The sequence below is a fragment of the Wenyingzhuangia marina genome (assembly GCF_900130035.1).
In the GTDB taxonomy this organism is placed as follows: Bacteria; Bacteroidota; Bacteroidia; order Flavobacteriales; family Flavobacteriaceae; genus Wenyingzhuangia; species Wenyingzhuangia marina.
In genome coordinates this window covers 43,622-61,776 of record NZ_FQXQ01000005.1, presented here as the reverse complement: position 1 = coordinate 61,776, position 18,155 = coordinate 43,622, and the positions used below count along the sequence as shown (strand labels likewise).

The 18,155-nt window shown below is 31.3% G+C and carries 15 protein-coding genes; 11 read left to right on the top strand and 4 right to left on the bottom strand.

From position 1 onward, the window contains the following. Positions 1-69: 69 nt before the first annotated feature. The 3 genes from BUB70_RS11635 to BUB70_RS11625 form a co-directional block, all read right to left on the bottom strand. Entirely contained in the window at positions 70-984 is a 915-nt protein-coding gene (locus BUB70_RS11635; RefSeq protein WP_073121801.1) for a manganese-dependent inorganic pyrophosphatase, read from the bottom strand. Positions 985-1,054: 70 nt separating this feature from the next. Further along, a complete protein-coding gene (locus tag BUB70_RS11630) occupies positions 1,055-3,568 on the bottom strand; it encodes a DUF5686 and carboxypeptidase-like regulatory domain-containing protein (protein WP_073121799.1) in 2,514 nt (837 codons plus the stop codon). A gap of 69 nt (positions 3,569-3,637) precedes the next feature. Then, positions 3,638-4,618, bottom strand: a complete 981-nt coding sequence (locus tag BUB70_RS11625) for a pyruvate dehydrogenase complex E1 component subunit beta (RefSeq protein WP_073121797.1) — start codon at positions 4,616-4,618, stop codon at positions 3,638-3,640. 142 nt (positions 4,619-4,760) lie between these two features. Here BUB70_RS11625 and BUB70_RS11620 point away from each other — a divergent pair, with 142 nt between their 5' ends. From BUB70_RS11620 to BUB70_RS11570, 11 genes are all read left to right on the top strand, one after another. Further along, entirely contained in the window at positions 4,761-5,507 is a 747-nt protein-coding gene (locus BUB70_RS11620) for an electron transfer flavoprotein subunit beta/FixA family protein (protein ID WP_073121794.1), read from the top strand. Positions 5,508-5,557: 50 nt separating this feature from the next. Next, on the top strand, positions 5,558-6,517 hold the full coding sequence (locus tag BUB70_RS11615) for an electron transfer flavoprotein subunit alpha/FixB family protein (protein WP_073121793.1): 960 nt from the start codon (positions 5,558-5,560) through the stop codon (positions 6,515-6,517). A gap of 16 nt (positions 6,518-6,533) precedes the next feature. Continuing rightward, the gene (locus BUB70_RS11610) at positions 6,534-7,169 is read left to right on the top strand and encodes a bifunctional nuclease family protein (protein ID WP_073121791.1); all 636 of its coding nucleotides are present in this window, start codon (positions 6,534-6,536) and stop codon (positions 7,167-7,169) included. Between the two features lie 91 nt (positions 7,170-7,260). After that, a complete protein-coding gene (locus tag BUB70_RS11605) occupies positions 7,261-8,085 on the top strand; it encodes a thymidylate synthase (protein WP_073121788.1) in 825 nt (274 codons plus the stop codon). An 11-nt stretch (positions 8,086-8,096) separates the two neighbouring features. After that, a complete protein-coding gene (locus BUB70_RS11600; RefSeq protein ID WP_073121785.1) occupies positions 8,097-9,068 on the top strand; it encodes a hypothetical protein in 972 nt (323 codons plus the stop codon). 57 nt (positions 9,069-9,125) lie between these two features. Then, on the top strand, positions 9,126-9,611 hold the full coding sequence (locus BUB70_RS11595; protein WP_084730277.1) for a dihydrofolate reductase: 486 nt from the start codon (positions 9,126-9,128) through the stop codon (positions 9,609-9,611). A gap of 52 nt (positions 9,612-9,663) precedes the next feature. Continuing rightward, complete coding sequence (locus tag BUB70_RS11590; protein ID WP_073121781.1) at positions 9,664-12,066, top strand: TonB-dependent receptor; 2,403 nt, start codon at positions 9,664-9,666, stop codon at positions 12,064-12,066. A gap of 90 nt (positions 12,067-12,156) precedes the next feature. After that, positions 12,157-14,067, top strand: a complete 1,911-nt coding sequence (gene htpG, locus BUB70_RS11585) for a molecular chaperone HtpG (RefSeq protein WP_073121779.1) — start codon at positions 12,157-12,159, stop codon at positions 14,065-14,067. Positions 14,068-14,224: 157 nt separating this feature from the next. Continuing rightward, a complete protein-coding gene (locus BUB70_RS11580; protein ID WP_073121777.1) occupies positions 14,225-15,034 on the top strand; it encodes a Cof-type HAD-IIB family hydrolase in 810 nt (269 codons plus the stop codon). A gap of 164 nt (positions 15,035-15,198) precedes the next feature. Continuing rightward, a complete protein-coding gene (locus BUB70_RS11575; protein WP_073121775.1) occupies positions 15,199-16,905 on the top strand; it encodes a solute:sodium symporter family transporter in 1,707 nt (568 codons plus the stop codon). A 78-nt stretch (positions 16,906-16,983) separates the two neighbouring features. Beyond that, positions 16,984-17,673, top strand: coding sequence for a DUF4369 domain-containing protein (locus BUB70_RS11570; protein ID WP_073121772.1), 690 nt, complete (start codon positions 16,984-16,986; stop codon positions 17,671-17,673). Here the strand turns inward: BUB70_RS11570 and BUB70_RS11565 are convergent. Next, on the bottom strand, positions 17,663-18,118 hold the full coding sequence (locus BUB70_RS11565) for a DUF4442 domain-containing protein (RefSeq protein WP_073121770.1): 456 nt from the start codon (positions 18,116-18,118) through the stop codon (positions 17,663-17,665). The two genes, BUB70_RS11570 and BUB70_RS11565, sit on opposite strands and share 11 nt — an antisense overlap. Positions 18,119-18,155: the final 37 nt, after the last annotated feature.

Genomic DNA, 18,155 nt, shown 5'->3' with positions numbered 1-18,155 from the left:
TACATTTTACAAACAAAAAAAGCCCAACTAAATAGTTGGGCTTTTTTTGTTTATTGTTTTAATATTGATTTACAATACTGGTATAATTTGCTTTTTACGAGACACTACTCCTGGCAACACTACTAAATCACTAGTTACTGTTGCGTTAAATTTAGACTCAGCCACTTGTTTTACTATATCATTAGGTACAAACAAAGTTGATTCTTCTTTTAAAATATCTACTACAAATAATAAAACCTCATCTAGTTCCTCTTTTACTTTTATAGCTTCCATAGCTAATAAAATAGAATTTTTTCTATCTAAAATAATATTAGGACTTGTGGTTTCTAATACAGATACTCTGTATTTATTCCCACTCGCCTCATACTTTTTACTATCCATTTTAATCAATTCCTCATCAGAAAAAGCAGAAATATCAGATTTTGCTTCAAACATTTTGGTAGCATATTCCGTAATATCAATTCCTAATTTAAAAGCCAAATGTTCAGCCATCATTTTATCATCCTCTGTAGTGGTTGGGCTACGGAATTCTAATGTATCCGAAATAATACAAGACAACATTAATCCTGCAATTTCATTGGGTAAATCCTCAACTTCTTCTGAACCTAAAATTAAATACATAACAGAAGCTGTAGATGCTAAAGGCTTTATGGTAATATCTATAGGCCCAGCTGTCTCTAATCCTCCAACTAATTTATGATGATCTATAATTTGTGTAATGTTACATTCATTAATGTTTTCAAACAATTCGTCTGGGTTGTTGGTATCGACAATTACTACTTCATCTTGAGCAGAAACCGAAGTTAAAATTTCAGGAACCTCAAAACCCCAATGTTTTAACACAAATAAAGCTTCAGTATTAGGAGTTCCTAATACATAAGGTTTAGCTTCAACTCCTTGTTGATTTAAATACCAAGACCATACAATTGCCGATGCAGTTGCATCAGTATCTGGAGATCTATGTCCAAAAATTTTTAATGCCATATCTTTTTTATGTTAAGTCAAATTTTTCAGAGCACAAAAATACAAATAAAAAAATGTATATATACATCTGTTAAAAAGTAAATCCAAATGAACCTTTAATTCCAAATTTATTAGCGTTGGGATGATCTAAATAACTCCCTCTCCAATAAAAATCTAATCTAAATACCTTTAGTATGTTGTCTATTCCTGCATTATATTCATAATAAACTTGACTAGGAGCAATGGTTTTAGCATCTAAATTTAAGAAAGGTAGTGATTGAAAAGCTGGTATGTTTCTATCAATATTAGCTTGTGTGATAGTTCCATAAGCTCCTTTTACACCAACCACTTCACGAAGATTTAGTTTTCTTAAAAAAGGTATTTTACCTAAAATACGTCCGTTAAAATTATGTTCTAAATGCAAGGAAGCATAAGTATCTGTTACAAATTCATAATAATTTAAAAGCCCAAAAGTGTTTTGAATATTAAAGAAAGATTGATTTCCAGGAACAATATTTAAAAGCGCTAAAGAAGCCTCTCCAAATGTTTTACCAACTTCAATCGTAGTTGTGGTTCTACCAATACTTCCTATATAAAAAGGCTGTTTGTAATACATTTGTAATTTTTGGTAATCAAAATCACTATTAAACAACGCACCAAAACCATTGGCATAACTTAGGTAGAAAACTGGAAAATTATCATTTACATTTTTACGTTCTACACCATTTCCAAATATTTTTCTTCCTGGTGTGTATTTAATCGCAAAACCTAATTCCGTTTGTTGTGTTTCATTTTGAATATTGCCAAACTCATCAACATAAGACAAATTAAAAGCTGGAGAAGCTGATTTTAGACTCCTTTGAGCAAAGTTTATTTCAAAATTGATATTATCAACGGGTTCTGCACTAAAAAACACATTTGTTAGCTTTACATCTGTTAACAAGTTTGATGCTCCACTTGAGAACAATCCTGAGGTTGCAAAACTTCTTCCTAATACATCGTTACTTGTGGTTAAACCCGCTCCTGTTTGTTCTACATCATCTCTACGTCCTATTCCAAAAATTAATCTTTTTTGCTTATCAAACATGTATTTATAAAACACTCCATATTTTACTCTCTGATCTTTAAAACCATAAGCTGTATATCCTTGAAGTCGCCACATATCATTCACACCAAAATAGGTTCTTCCTCCTACTCTAATTCTTACACCTTCAACATCATTATAATCAAAAGTAGAAAATACAGGTCCATAATCAAAATTTGGAAATTCTACATACCCTGTCGCTAAAATGACTCCTAAATTATAGATTCTTTTAAACTTTGGAACTGTTTTTAGGGTATCTAACATGGAATAAATTCCCTGTTCATTTTTATCTAGTCTTTCAATTCTATGCGTTTTCCAATAACTATCGCCTGCATTGTAAATACTATCTGCAAACACATCTGATTTTTCTTTGTAAAAACTCTCTTTTTTAGGATTGTTAAAACTGTAGGAATCAAAATAAGTAGTTCTTTTTCCAAAAACACCCATAGATGATTTTTTCTTACGTAAGCTAAAGTCTGCCATCATGTAATCTTTTTCTGGAAGGATTACTGAATCATTTTCAACCTTATAATCGCGCTCTAAATAAACCTCTTTGATCCAGTTTAGATTGGCACTTTTAGAGACTTGCATGCTGATATCTTTTACTGCAAAAACAGTATCGGCAATCCACATATCTCCTTTAAAAGTTAGCTCATTTTTACGAATGGGATAATAAATAATATTGTAGCACCATTTTCCAGAAATGGTAGCACTATCTGCTAACACATAATTATAAGTATTGACCCCAGCTTTCCCAACAGGACTTGTAAAACTCTTACCAAACAAACGAATGTAATCATCATAAATATCATAATCTACATACAAATCTTTAATGTAAGTAGTAACTCCTTCACCCGCACCAATTCCAGAGTTTTTATTGGCTACTAAATCTTGCCTAACAAATTCTTTATTCCCCTCATTTTTACCATAAACATTATAGACAGATTCGTTTATATAAACAGGCAAAAAGTTTTTCCCAGAAACTCTAGAAGTATCTATTTGTTTAAAAACAAATTCCATCCCTTTGAATATCTTTTGTTCTGTAAAGGAGGAGTCTATATTATTTAAATCGAACTGAATTTTCTCGTATTTTTCGTACTGATAATTCGGGAACATTCTAAGTCCGTTACTTTTTTCTCTTGCCCAAACTTTTTCCAACAATGCAATGGCCGGATTTCCTTTTTTAGGAACTCTTCCCGTTACAATGGTTACAGTTTGTAGTTGATCGGCACTTTCTTTTAAAACAAATTTAAAATACTGATTTTGTTTTTCTATTCGTAGTATTACTTTATCAAACCCTACATAACTTGCTTGTAATTCGGTATGTGTTTTAGGCGATGATAAATAAAAAGATCCATTCTCATCTGAAACTGTTCCTTCGGTAGTATTTTTAAAAATTACACTTGCAAAAGGTAAAGGATTCCCATCAATATCTACTACTATTCCTTTAACCTTAGATTGGCTAAAAACAACAATAGTAATTAATAAAAATATGATATTAATTAGGGGTTTATAATTCATGTAGATAAAAAAATTCCTTTCTCAAAAGTAAGAAAGGAATTTAGATTAAGTTATGTTGTTTCGCAGAAATTACTTAACGTATAATGTTGCTTTTACGGCTTCAATTACGTCTTGTGCATTTGGCAACCATTCTTCCATTAAAACAGGAGAATATGCTGCAGGTGTATCTGCTGTATTAATTCTTTGAATTGGAGCATCTAAATAATCAAATGCTTGTTCTTGTACTCTATATGCTATTTCAGTAGCAACTGAACCAAATGGCCAAGCTTCTTCTAAAATAACCAAACGATTTGTTTTCTTAACAGATTCTATAATTGCTTTAGTATCCATTGGACGAACAGTACGTAAATCTATAATTTCAATAGAAATTCCTTCTTTTTCTAAAATCTCAGCAGCCTTATAAGCTTCTTTGATAATTTTCCCAAAAGAAACCACCGTTACATCTGTACCTTTTCTTTTAATATCGGCAACTCCTAAAGGAATAATGTATTCTCCTTCTGGCACTTCACCTTTGTCACCATACATTTGCTCAGACTCCATAAAAATAACTGGATCGTTATCTCTAATCGCAGCTTTTAATAATCCTTTCGCATCATATGGGTTAGATGGTACTACAACTTTTAAACCTGGAGTATTTGCAAACCAGTTTTCAAAAGCTTGTGAGTGAGTCGCTCCTAATTGTCCTGCTGATGCAGTTGGTCCTCTAAATACAATTGGACAAGGAAATTGACCTCCTGACATTTGTCTAATTTTTGCAGCATTGTTAATGATTTGATCAATACCAACCAAAGCAAAGTTAAAAGTCATATACTCTACAATTGGTCTGTTACCAGTCATAGTAGAACCTACAGCAATACCACCAAAACCTAATTCAGCAATGGGAGCATCAATTACACGTTTTTCACCAAACTCGTCTAACATTCCTTTTGAAGCCTTGTAAGCTCCATTATATTCAGCAACCTCTTCTCCAATTAAATAAATGCTCTCATCCATGCGCATTTCCTCGCTCATCGCTTCACAAATTGCCTCTCTAAATTGTATAGTTTTCATGTACTCTATTTTATTTAAACGTTCACAAAAATAACAAAAACACAGCCATATTTTCTAATATTAAACCAAAATATTTACAAAATTTAATTTACATTAGCTTTTACTTATTTAATAATATATATAAATAGATAAACATCTCGATATGAAAATATTAGTTTGTATAAGTCACGTCCCAGATACTACTTCTAAAATCAATTTCACAAGTGATTCGACAGAATTTGATACAAATGGAGTACAATTTGTTATAAATCCTTATGATGAGTTTGCACTAACAAGAGCTATCTGGTTTCAAGAAAAACAAGGAGCAACTGTTACTGTGGTAAATGTAGGAGATGCTACAACAGAACCTACTCTAAGAAAAGCATTGGCTATTGGAGCTGATGAAGCAATTCGTATTGATGCAAAACCTACTGATGGTTTTTATGTAGCTCAACAAATTGCAGAAGTATACAGAAATGGAGAATATGATTTAATCTTAACAGGTAAAGAATCTATTGATTACAATGGAGGAATGGTACCTGGTTTACTTGCTTCTTTCCTAGATATTGATTACATTAATGCTTGTATTGGTTTAGAAATTGAAGGAAATACTGTAAGTGCTTCTAGAGAAATTGATGGTGGTACAGAAAAACTAAGTGCTACACTACCTATAGTAATTGCTGGACAAAAAGGATTGGTTGAAGAAAAAGATCTTAAAATACCTAATATGAGAGGAATTATGATGGCTCGTAAAAAACCTTTAACCGTTGTTCCTGCTATAGAATCTACAACCACTACTCAAATTACAAACTTTGAGAAAAACGCTGAAAAAAGTGCTTGTAAAATGGTTGATGCTAACAACCTAGATGAGTTGATCAACTTATTACACAACGAAGCAAAAGTAATTTAATTTAAAAACCTTGTGCCTTAAATAAATTAGGCAACTAAAAACATACAAACATGTCTGTATTAGTATACGCTGACAATAGCGAAGGAAAATTTAAGAAATCTGCCCTTGAGGTTGTTTCTTATGGAAAAGCACTGGCAAATCAATTAGATACTGATTTAACAGTAATAACAATTAATGCCACAGAACCAGAACAGTTACAAAAATATGGTGCAAACAAAATATTATTTGTAAAAGATGATAGCTTTGTTTTTAATGCAAAAATATACGCTGGTATTATTACAGAAGCTGCTTTTACTAGCAACACTAATATTATTATAATTGATAGTAGTAATAATGGTAAATATTTAGCTCCACTATTAGCTGCTAAATTTAACGCTGGTTACGTATCAAACGTAGTGAGTGCTCCAAGTAGCCTTGCTCCTTTTACCGTAGAACGTAAAGTTTTTTCTAACAAAGCATTTAGCAATACTGTTATTAGTGCAGATAGTAAAGTAATTGGATTGGCTAAAAATGCTTTTGAAGTAAAAGAAGAACCTACTACTGCTGAAATTGAGGAATTTTCTCCGGTATTATTATCTACAAGCGTTAAATCTGAATCAGTAGAAAAAGCATCTGGTAAAATTGCCATTGCAGATGCAGATATTGTAGTTTCTGGGGGTAGAGGATTAAAAGGACCTGAAAACTTTAAAATGATTGAAGAATTAGCAGATGTTTTAGGTGCTGCTACCGCTTGTTCTAAACCTGTATCTGACATGGGATGGAGACCACATGGAGAACATGTTGGACAAACAGGAAAACCAGTAGCTGCCAATCTATACATTGCCATTGCCATTTCTGGTGCCATTCAACACTTAGCTGGAGTAAACGCTTCTAAAACAAAAGTTGTTATCAATACAGATCCTGAAGCTCCTTTCTTTAAGGCTGCAGATTATGGTATTGTAGGAGATGCTTTTGAAGTAGTGCCACAATTGATTGAAAAATTAAAAGCCTTTAAAGCTGAAAATGCATAATTTTTAAAATTAAAGAATGAGTTTAGTACAATTAGATATTAGAGGAATATCCTACAGCCAAACCCAAACAGGTGCATATGCATTAGTATTAAGTGAGGTAAATGGAGAAAGAACCCTTCCAATTGTAATTGGTGCTTTTGAAGCTCAATCCATTGCCATTGCGTTGGAAAGCGAAATAACACCACCAAGACCTTTAACTCACGATTTATTTAAAACTTTTGCCGAGTCTTATAACATACGTGTAAAAGAAGTAATCATTCACAAATTAGTTGATGGCGTGTTTTTTTCCAGCATGGTCTGTGTTCAAAATAATGAAGAAAAAGTGTTTGATGCAAGAACTTCTGATGCCATTGCATTGGCCATTCGTTTTAACACTCCCATTTACACATACCAAAACATTTTAGACAAAGCAGGTATTATTCTTAAACAAGAAGATTTTGTAGATGCTCAAGAAGAAGAGGAGAACGAAAATCTAATGGAAGAAGAGGATGATGAAATTACAGATTTATTAAACAGCTCTAAATCTGAAGACATCAATAAGGCTTTTCAAAATATTTCTACTCAAGAATTAGAGAAAAAACTAAATAATGCCATAGAAAAAGAAGATTATGAAACAGCTGCTAAAATTAGAGATGAACTCAATAAAAGGTAAGTTGTTAATAATGTCTTTATAAAATAATAAAAGTCGATACCTAAACGTATCGGCTTTTTTATAATTTTACCAATACTTATATATTTTTACCATGAAACAATATTTAGATTTAATTAAGCACATTCAAGAAAACGGAGTACAAAAAGGAGATCGTACCGGTACAGGAACAAAAAGTGTTTTTGGATATCAAATGCGTTTTGATTTGTCTGAAGGTTTCCCAATGGTAACTACTAAAAAACTACATTTAAAATCTATTATTCACGAATTGCTTTGGTTCTTAAAAGGAGAAACCAATATTGAATATTTAAAAGAACACAATGTAAAAATTTGGGATGCATGGGCTGATGAAAATGGAGATTTAGGACCTGTTTACGGACATCAATGGCGTAATTGGAACAGTGAAGAAATTGATCAAATTTCTGAACTAATAGAAACTTTAAAAAACAACCCAAACAGTAGACGTATGTTGGTTTCTGCTTGGAATCCTAGTGTACTGCCAGATACTTCTGTTTCTTTTTCAGAAAATGTTGCCAACAACAAAGCTGCTTTACCTCCTTGTCATGCTTTTTTTCAATTTTATGTTGCCGAAGGAAAATTATCATGTCAATTATACCAACGTAGTGCTGATGTATTTTTAGGAGTTCCTTTTAACATTGCATCTTATGCTTTGTTAGTTTTAATGATTGCTCAAGTGGTTGGTTTAGAGCCTGGAGAATTTATACATACTTTTGGAGATGCACATATTTATAACAATCATTTTGAACAAATAGCGTTACAACTAAGTAGAGATCCTAAACCTTTACCTAAAATGATTTTAAATCCTGAAATCAAAAATATTTTTGATTTTAAATATGAAGATTTCACTTTAGTAGATTACGACCCACATCCATTAATTAAAGGAAAAGTATCTGTTTAAAAATATTCTAAATGAAACTTGTTAAGTTATTTATATTGCTACTGCTAATTGTTTCTTGTAAAAGTAAAAAACAAGCAGTGAACAATAGTATTGCCTTAGAACAAGAAAAACTTCCTTTATTAATAAATGATAGCATTCAAAAATTTATTGAATACGATCAAAAAATAGTTGATAAAATAGAAGATCATACTAGTTTTGAAAATCCTATCACAAATCACTTCAGAAAACATATTTCTAACAATGCCTTAAAAAGTGTTCAGTTTAAAGAGTGGAGAAGTAAAATTTATATAGAATTTTCACTAAACAGCAGAAAAGAAATCACTTATATAGATACCAATACTTCTAGTAAAAAATTAGACAAACAATTAAAAAAAGCTTTTAAAAAGCTAAACTTTAATTTCTTTAAATTTCCAGAATACGATTCTCGCTACAAATACACCTTAGTTGTAATTCAAGAAGATTTTAAAGGAGAACCTATTATAAAATGTAGCGAAAATGTAATTGGTTATACACCTCCCGTTTTTGAAATATGTAGTGGAGAAACTACCTATCAAGGATTAAATAACTGCAATTATTTATACATATCAAATTACATGTATAACAAACTAGACCTTAGTCTTGCTAAAGATATTGACATAGACTATAGCCATAGAGTACTTCCTAAGTTTATTATTGACAAAAATGGTAAAGTTGTAGCTGCCAAAATTGAATCACAAAACAAAGAATTGATAGAAAATTATTACAAAGTAATTAAGACACTCCCTAAAGCAGAAAGTCCTGCAAAAATTAACGGAGAACCTTATTATTTCGGATACACTTTTCCCTCAACTATTACAGACTTGGTTAGAAACAACGAAGGGTTTAGAAAATATTTTTTATACGAAAAAGACAACGGTAGAACTTTGCCCGAAAACATCAAAAATTATATTCAAAGACTGGTTATTAAAAAAGAACATGAAAAAATTTATCGTGTAGGTTTTTAAAATTCCTAATTATAAATCGTAAAATGATATTATATTGCAGCCGATTAAAAAATGAACATGATTACACTAATTGCTGCCATAGGAGACAACAACGAGTTAGGAAAAAATAATGATTTAATTTGGCACTTACCTGCTGACTTAAAAAGATTTAAAAAAATAACCACTGGTCACCATATTATTATGGGACGTAAAACATACGAATCTATAGGTAAACCTTTACCTAATAGAACCACCATTATTATTACCCGAAATAAAAATTATAAAGTAGAAGGATGTATTACAACAGACTCTCTTGAACATGCCATTGAAATTGCTAAAAAAGATGAAAATGCTTTTGTTATTGGTGGGGCTAAAATTTACAAAAAAGCCATAGACTTAGTTGATGAACTTGATATTTGCGAAGTACACAGAACTTTTGATGCAGATGTTTTTTTTCCAAAAATTGACACCAACATTTGGGAAGAAATAAAAAGAGAGGATTTTAAATCTGACGAAAAAAACATTTACGACTACAGTTTTGTAAAATATAAAAGAAAGAATTAAACCTTTAATAATTTCTTCGGTCTAAATAAATCAACTGCAAGAAATAATCAACATGAATAGAATTTTATTACTACTTACCCTATTTACACAAATTGCCTTTTCCCAAACAGATAAAAACTTCATTTCAGGTATCATCATCAACAAAAACACCAAAGAACCTGTTCCATATGTAACCATATATGCTAAGAATGGAAATGAAATTAAAACCAATTTATCTGATGAATCAGGAGTATTTAACCTCCAAAACCTTAGTAACAAAACTTACAATTTAACTATTGAAGCGATTGGTTATAAAACCATCAATAAAACAATTGAGTTTAACGGAAAAAATTATGTTGATCTAAAAAAAATATTTTTAGAAGAAAACGTAGAAGCTTTGGATGCTGTAGTTTTGAGAGCAGAAACCTCTACTGTAACTCAAAAAATTGACAGATTGGTTATTAATGTTGGTAAAGATTTGACCTCTGTTGGAACAGATGCCTCATCTGTTTTAAACAATGTACAATCTGTTTCTGTAGATCAACAAACAGGAGAACTTTCTTTGAGAGGAAACTCCAATGTTAGAGTATTAATAGATGGAAAACCAACCAATATTCCTACAGATCAATTATTACAACAAATTCCCTCAAATGCTATTAAAAGTATTGAATTAATTACCAATCCATCTGCAAAATATAATCCAGAAGGAAACAGCGGAATTATTAATATTGAATTGGTAAAAAATACAAGACAAGGTATTAATGGTAGTGTAAATGCAAACACACAATACGGTAGAAACTTTAGACATACAGGAGGTGTAAACCTTAACTACAAAACCAAAAACGTAAATTATTACGGAAATTACAACATCAATGGAGGTAAGAAAAACACCTTTGGAAAATTAGATCGTGTCAACCCAGATCAGTCTACAAATTATCAAGACATTAACGGAAATGATGATTTCTTAAATCAACTTTTTAAAGTTGGTGTAGATATAGATTTAGCCGAAAAAACATCTATTGGAGTTTCTACCACGCAAAGTTTTGTGGATTTAGATTACAGAAACAATACTATTATTTCTGAAACTAAAAATTCAACCCCAACCAGTAATAATATATTTGCTTTTACAAGAAAACCATATAATCAAACTTATAATGCAGAATTACATCAACAGTTTGGAGAAAACAAAGATCATGAGTTAAGTTTAGAAGCTATGTACAGTGACCGTACCCAACCAGAAGACAGTCAATGGTCAAACAGCCTAAACACAAATGATAATAGCACAAATTACACTGAAGATATTTCTAACAAAAACAATCTTACTTTAATCAACTTAGACTACACCCTTCCTTTTGCTGAAGAAAGTTATATTGAAACAGGTTTGGCCTATAGAGAAGAAAACACTGATAATGAAAACTTTTCTACTCAAGAAGTAAACAATATTGATGGAGATCCTGTATCAAGAGATCTATCTAACTTTACTTATGGAAGAAAAATATACTCAGCTTATTTTAATTACAAACAACAATTTGAAAAATTAGGAGTTCAAGCTGGTTTAAGAGCAGAATCATATCATATTGATGGAGATTTCCATACTGATGTAGACAACCAAGATAGCAGTATCAATCAAAAAGTAAACTCTTTATATCCATCTTTTTTTGCTACTTATGAACTGAACGAAGACAACCAAATTCAATTTAGTTATTCTAGAAGAGTAGATAGACCTTCTATTAGGCAAGTAACCCCTATTCGTAGTTGGGGAACACCTTTAACAACTTCTAGAGGAAATCCAAACTTAAAGCAAGAATTCACCAATTCTTTAGAAGTAAGATATAATCGTGAAGTTGGAATCGGAAATGTTTCAGCAACTGCCTTTTACAGAAACACCAAAGACAATATTAGTAGAACTATTTCTGTAGACCCAACCATGCCAGAAAGAGCTATTATGTCTTACGATAATTTTGATGATACAAATAGCTATGGATTTGAATTAGCATCCTATTTACGAATTCAAAACTGGTGGCGATTAAATGCTAGTACCGATTTTTACACTAGAGAAATTAGAGGATTTGTAGCAGGAGAAAACAGAAGCGTTACCAACAATCGTTTTAATTTTAGAGTAAGTAATACTTTTACTGCAAGTGATAAATTAACTTTTCAATTATCTACCATGTACCGTGGAGCTAGCGAAAGCTTACAAAGAGTTCGTAAACCAATGCATATGGTAAACACAGGTGCTAGCTATAAAGTATTAAAAGACAAAGGAACTATTTCTTTAGGTGTTTCTGATATTTTTAACACTTTTGGATTCCGATTTAATTCTGATGCTCCTTTTGAGCAAGACGGTGAATTTAAATGGGAAAGTCGTAGAATTACATTAGGTTTTGTATACAACTTTGGTATTAAATCTAAAGAGAAAGAAAATGATAGAGGACAACAAGGTCAAGAAGGCGATGGTGGTGGAGACATGTTCTAACCACTGACATCCTGTCATTTTTATTCTTTTGGTATTCTATTTGTTTAAAGCTAATCACAGATTTTAAACAATTAACATAAATATATTATTATGGCTAAAGGAAACATTAATGTATCGGTAGAAAATATCTTTCCGTTAATTAAAAAGTTCTTGTACTCTGACCACGAAATCTTTTTACGTGAGTTAATTTCTAACGGAACAGATGCAACTTTAAAATTACAACATTTAATTACTATTGGTGAAGCTGAAGGTGTTGAGTTGGGTGATGCGAAGTTAGAAGTAAAGATTGATAAGGAAGGAAAAAAACTTCATATTATTGATCAAGGATTAGGAATGACAGAAGACGAGGTTGAAAAATACATCAACCAAATTGCTTTTTCTGGGGCTGAAGAATTTATTGAAAAATACAAAGACAAAGTAGAAGATTCTGGAATTATTGGTCACTTTGGATTAGGATTCTACTCTGCCTTTATGGTAGCAAGTAAAGTAGAATTAATTACAAAATCTTACAAAGATGCTCCGGCTGTAAAATGGTCTTGTGATGGTTCTCCAAATTACGAATTAGAAGAAGTTGAAAAAGCAGAAAGAGGAACAGAAATTATTTTACATATTGCTGAAGACTCTGAAGAATTCCTTGAAGAATCTAAAATTTCTGGTTTATTAACCAAGTACAACCGTTTTAATCAAGTGCCAATTAAATTTGGAACTAAAAAAGTAAACGACCCTAACTTTGAACCAAAAGTTACTAAAAAAGAAGATGGTACTGAAGAAAAAGAACCTCACAAACAAATTGATGTAGACAATATCATCAACAATACAAATCCTGCTTGGACTAAAAAACCATCAGATTTAGAAGCTGATGATTATAAAAACTTCTACCGTGAATTGTATCCAATGCAATTTGAAGAGCCATTGTTTAACATTCACTTAAATGTAGATTATCCATTCAATTTAACAGGTATTTTATACTTCCCTAAATTATCTAAAAACATGGACATGCAAAAGGATAAAATCCAATTGTATCAAAACCAAGTTTTTGTAACAGACAATGTAGAAGGAATTGTTCCTGATTTCTTACAAATGTTAAAAGGGGTGATTGACTCTCCAGACATTCCATTAAACGTATCTCGTTCTTACTTACAAGCAGATGGTGCAGTTAAAAAGATTTCTGGTTACATCACTAAAAAAATTGCTGATAAATTAAGCTCTATCTATAAAAAAGACAGACAAGCCTTTGAAGGATATTGGGATGATATCAAAGTAATTATTGAGTACGGAATGTTATCTGACGAGAAATTCTTTGAAAAGGCAAACAAATTTGCTTTGTATCCAACTACCGATGGACAGTATGTTACTATTGATGAAATTAAAGAGCAATTTAAAGATGCTCAGACTGACAAAGATGGTAAACTAGTTGTTTTATATAGTGCAAACAAACAAGCACAACACAGTTTTATTCAATCTGCAAACGATAAAGGGTATAAAGTATTATTACTAGATTCTCCTATTGTTTCTCACTTAATTCAAAAATTAGAATCTACTAACGAAAATGTAACTTTTGTACGTGTAGATGCGGATCATATTGATAATTTAATCAAGAAAGACGACAACATAATTTCTAAATTATCTGATGAAGAAAAAGACAAATTAAAGCCAATTATTGAAGCTGCAGTTCCTAAAGAAAACTACACTGTTCAGTTAGAGGCTATGGATTCTAATGCTTCTCCATTTATTATTACCGTTCCAGAATTTATGCGTAGAATGAAAGAGATGAGCGCTACTGGTGGAGGTGGAATGTTTGGAATGGAAAACATGCCAGAAATGTACAACTTGGTAGTAAACACAAACAATCCATTAGTTTCAGATATTTTAAATGCTGATGAAGAAAAGCAACAAGGATTAATTTCTCAAGCTTTTGATTTGGCTAAATTGTCTCAAAACTTATTACATGGTGAAGATTTAACCAAATTTATCAAACGTAGTTATGAGTTAATCAAATAAAATTTTGATTTAACCAATCCTCAATATACTAAACAGCCTTTATCAAAATTTTGACAAAGGCTGTTTTTTTATTTAGCTCAAAACTGTATTATTTACTTTTCATTCTTCATTATTCAATCAAAAAGTTATTTTTGTTACAATTCAAATATTATTACACATGAATATCAAAATAGCATTTACAGACATCGATGGAACTTTATTAAATTCAGAACGTGAAGTTTCTGAAATGTTAAAAGAACAAGTAGCTAGAATTACTGAGCAAAATGTTCCTTTTATTTTAATTTCCTCCCGTATGCCAAGTGCAATGACTCATATTCAAAAAGATTTAAACATAGAAAACTTACCAATTATTTGCTATAATGGTGGTTTGGTTTTGGTAGATGGAGATGTTGTAGACGATATTTCTATTGCCCCAACCATTTTAGAAGACATTCTTGAAATAAACAGAAATGGTAAGTTCCATATTAGTTTATATAATAATGACGACTGGTATGTTCCTGAAATGGATTTTTGGGCAAAAAGAGAAGAAAATAACACCAAAGTGACTCCTATTGTAAAACCCACAAAAGACGTGATTGATTTATGGATTAGAGAAGGAAAAGGAGCTCATAAAGTAATGTGTATGGGAGATAAAGAACACATGGATTATTTATATTCTGAACTAGGAAAACTACATGGCGATAAATTACACTTATATAGATCTAAAGACACTTACATAGAAATTGCCAACAAAGATATTTCTAAACTTACTGGGATTAATGAGCTATTGGCTTGTAAATACCCTCACTTAACGCTTGAAAATTGTATTGCTTTTGGCGATAATTACAATGACATTGAAATGTTAGAAGCGGTAAAACTAGGAGTAGCGGTTGGAAACGCTAAAGAAGAAGTTTTACTGATTGCCGATGCTGTTTCTGATACTAACAAAAGAGACGGAGTAGCCAAAGCTATTAAAAATTTTATTTAGGATTTATGGTTTCTAAAATTAAGAATACCAACTGGTAGCAAAAAACAATATTTACGGTTTGTTTTTAATTAAATCTGTAAAAAAAAGATTTGATTCTGGAAATAGGAATCTTAAAATCACTAATTTGCCGTCCGTAAAAAACTTAATTTAATACCAAATCTAATATGATTTTATCAATAGCATCTTTTTTGGGGTTTACTCTTTTAGTAGCCCTAATTGCATGGCTTGCAACAAGAAAAAATGTAAACTCTTCTGATGGATACTTTTTAGGAGGTAGAAGTTTAACTGGACCTGTAATTGCGGGGTCTTTACTATTAACAAACTTATCCACAGAACAAATTGTAGGATTAAACGGAGCTGCCTTTGAAGAAGGAGTTGTAGTAATGGCATGGGAAACCTTAGCTGCTATTGCCATGGTTCTTACCGCAATGTTTTTGTTACCTAGATATTTGAAAGGGGGAATCACAACAGTTCCTCAGTTCTTAGAAAATAGGTATGATAAAATGACCAAAACTTGGGTTTCAGGATTGTTCTTAAGTGGATATGTAGTAGTGTTATTACCTATTGTATTATACTCTGGGGCGTTGGCAGTAAACACCATGTTTGATGTTCCCACCGCTTTAGGATTGGTCATTCCTGCTGATGTAGCAAGTACTTTAAACCCTACTGAATTATTAGATTTACAAAGAGAATATGACTTTATAGCTTTATGGCCAACAGTAATTTCTATTGCTTTTATTGGAGTAATTTATGCTGTTTTTGGTGGATTAAAAGCCGTAGCTGTATCTGATTCTATTAACGCAATTGGATTATTAGTTGGTGGATTAGCAATTCCTTTATTTGGATTGATTGCTATTGGTGATGGTTCTGCAATGGCAGGGGTTGATAACTTACTGACTGAGTTTCCAGGAAAATTTAATGCCATAGGTGGTTCAACAGCATCAGTACCTTTCGCAACAATCTTTACAGGTTTAATGTTAGTACAAATGTTCTATTGGGGAACAAATCAAGCTATTATTCAAAGAGCATTAGGAGCTAAAAACTTGGCTGAAGGTCAAAAAGGATTGTTAATTGCATCTTTCTTAAAAATATTAGGACCGTTGATGTTGGTCTTACCAGGTATCATTGCCTTTTATATGTCTCAACATCCTGAATCTTTTACCTTTTTTGCAGGAGGAGATAGTATCTATAAAGATCAAGCATATCCATTATTGGTAAAACAAGTATTACCTGCCGGAATGGTTGGTTTTTTTGCAGCTGTTTTATTTGGAGCAATCTTAAGTTCTTTTAACGGAGCTTTAAACTCATCTGTAACTATTTTTGGTTTAGATATCTATAAAGCGCATATCAATACAGAAGCGTCTGAAGCTAAAGTTGTAAAAATTGGACAAACTTTTGGAGTATTTTTAGCTATTGGAGGTGTTTGTATCGCTCCTTTCTTAATTTATGCTAAAGGAGGTTTATTTAATTATTTACAAGAAATTAACGGATGTTACTCTATTCCAATCTTTACTATTATTGTTGTGGGATATGTTACCAAACGTGTTCCTGCAATTGCAGCTAAAGTTGGATTAATATCTGGAGTTGTTCTTTATACTATTAGTCAATTTGTTTTAAAACCAATGGTTGTTGAAGCTGGTGGTACTTACCCTCACTTTTTACATGTAATGGCTATTCTTTTTGTACTAAATATTGTTATTATGTTAGTTATTGGTAAATTAAAACCAAGAGATACTGACTTTGTACAAGAGTACACTGAACAAGTAGATATTACTCCTTGGAAGTATTTAAAACCAGTAAGTATTATTGTAGTAATTATTGTGGTGTTAACTTATATTTATTTCAGTCCACTAGCCGACTTCTTAAAATAAGTATTTGCAAATCATAATCAAATAGATATATTTGCAACCCTACTACTCCTTTGTAGTAGGGTTATTTATTTTATCATTATGAGAAATTTTCTTTATCTAGTAATTTGTGCGGTTTTATTCGTTAGTTGTTCAAAAAGCAAAAACGGAAATTTTAACATTCAAGGAAAAATAGTAGGCTTAAAAAAGGGAACTATCTATTTAGAAAAAATTGATATTGATAGTACTCAAGTATTAGATTCTGTTTATATAAACAATGGAGTAGAAACTTTTTCTTTTTCTGAAAATATTAAAGAAGCAGATCTTTTTGCAATTTCTTTAGATGAATCAATGACTAAAAAAATATTGTTTTTTGGAGAACCAGGGCAAATGAATATTGAAACTGATTTAAATAAATTTATTTCAAACGCAAAAATTACAGGATCTCCGCAACAAGATTTATTAAAAGAACATGATGATTACACCAAACAAATCCAATATCAAAACTTAGATCTTATTAAAGATAGATTTATCGCACAAAAAAATGGCGAATTAGATAAACTAGAAGCATTAGATAACAAATACAATAATAATTTAAAGCGAATTTATTTATTCTCTGCAAACTACGCTATTAATCACAGTAGCGATATTATTGCGGCCTATATTGCTCTAGCTAGAATGGAGAATGCAACACCTAAATTAAAAAAACAAATTTATGATGCTTTAACTCCAGAAGTAAAAGAAAGTAAATATGGATTATTATTAAAAAAAGAATTAGACGCTACGCTTTAATTTTAATACTCCAAGAAAACTCAAATCGAGCAACTTCATCACCGCTTTCATCCACTCCAGTACTTTTTAAAGTAAAGGCAACTCCTTCTCTAGTTTCCATGGCTGTATAAATGTGTTGTTGAATCTCAGCCCCATCAGCACAGGTAAAACGAATTTCGCCAACTGCTTTTTTCAAAAATTGTGCATTCATTCCCACCACCAAAGTAGAAAACTTAAGTTTACTTTCTTGGGTTTGTTTTAAAACCAATGTTCCTGTAGATAATTCTGCAGCCATAGCCAATACTGCAAAATAAATTGATTTAAAAGGATTTTGATTGATCCACCTGAACCTAACTTTTGCTACCGCACTATCGTGTTTCAAATCTAACAAGCGAACTCCACAAAAGTAAGCTGAGGGAAGTTTGTATAAAATAAATCTATTAAATTGTTTTACAGTAAGTTTCATAGTATATTTAAAGCCTAGGAAAAGATACACAAATAAA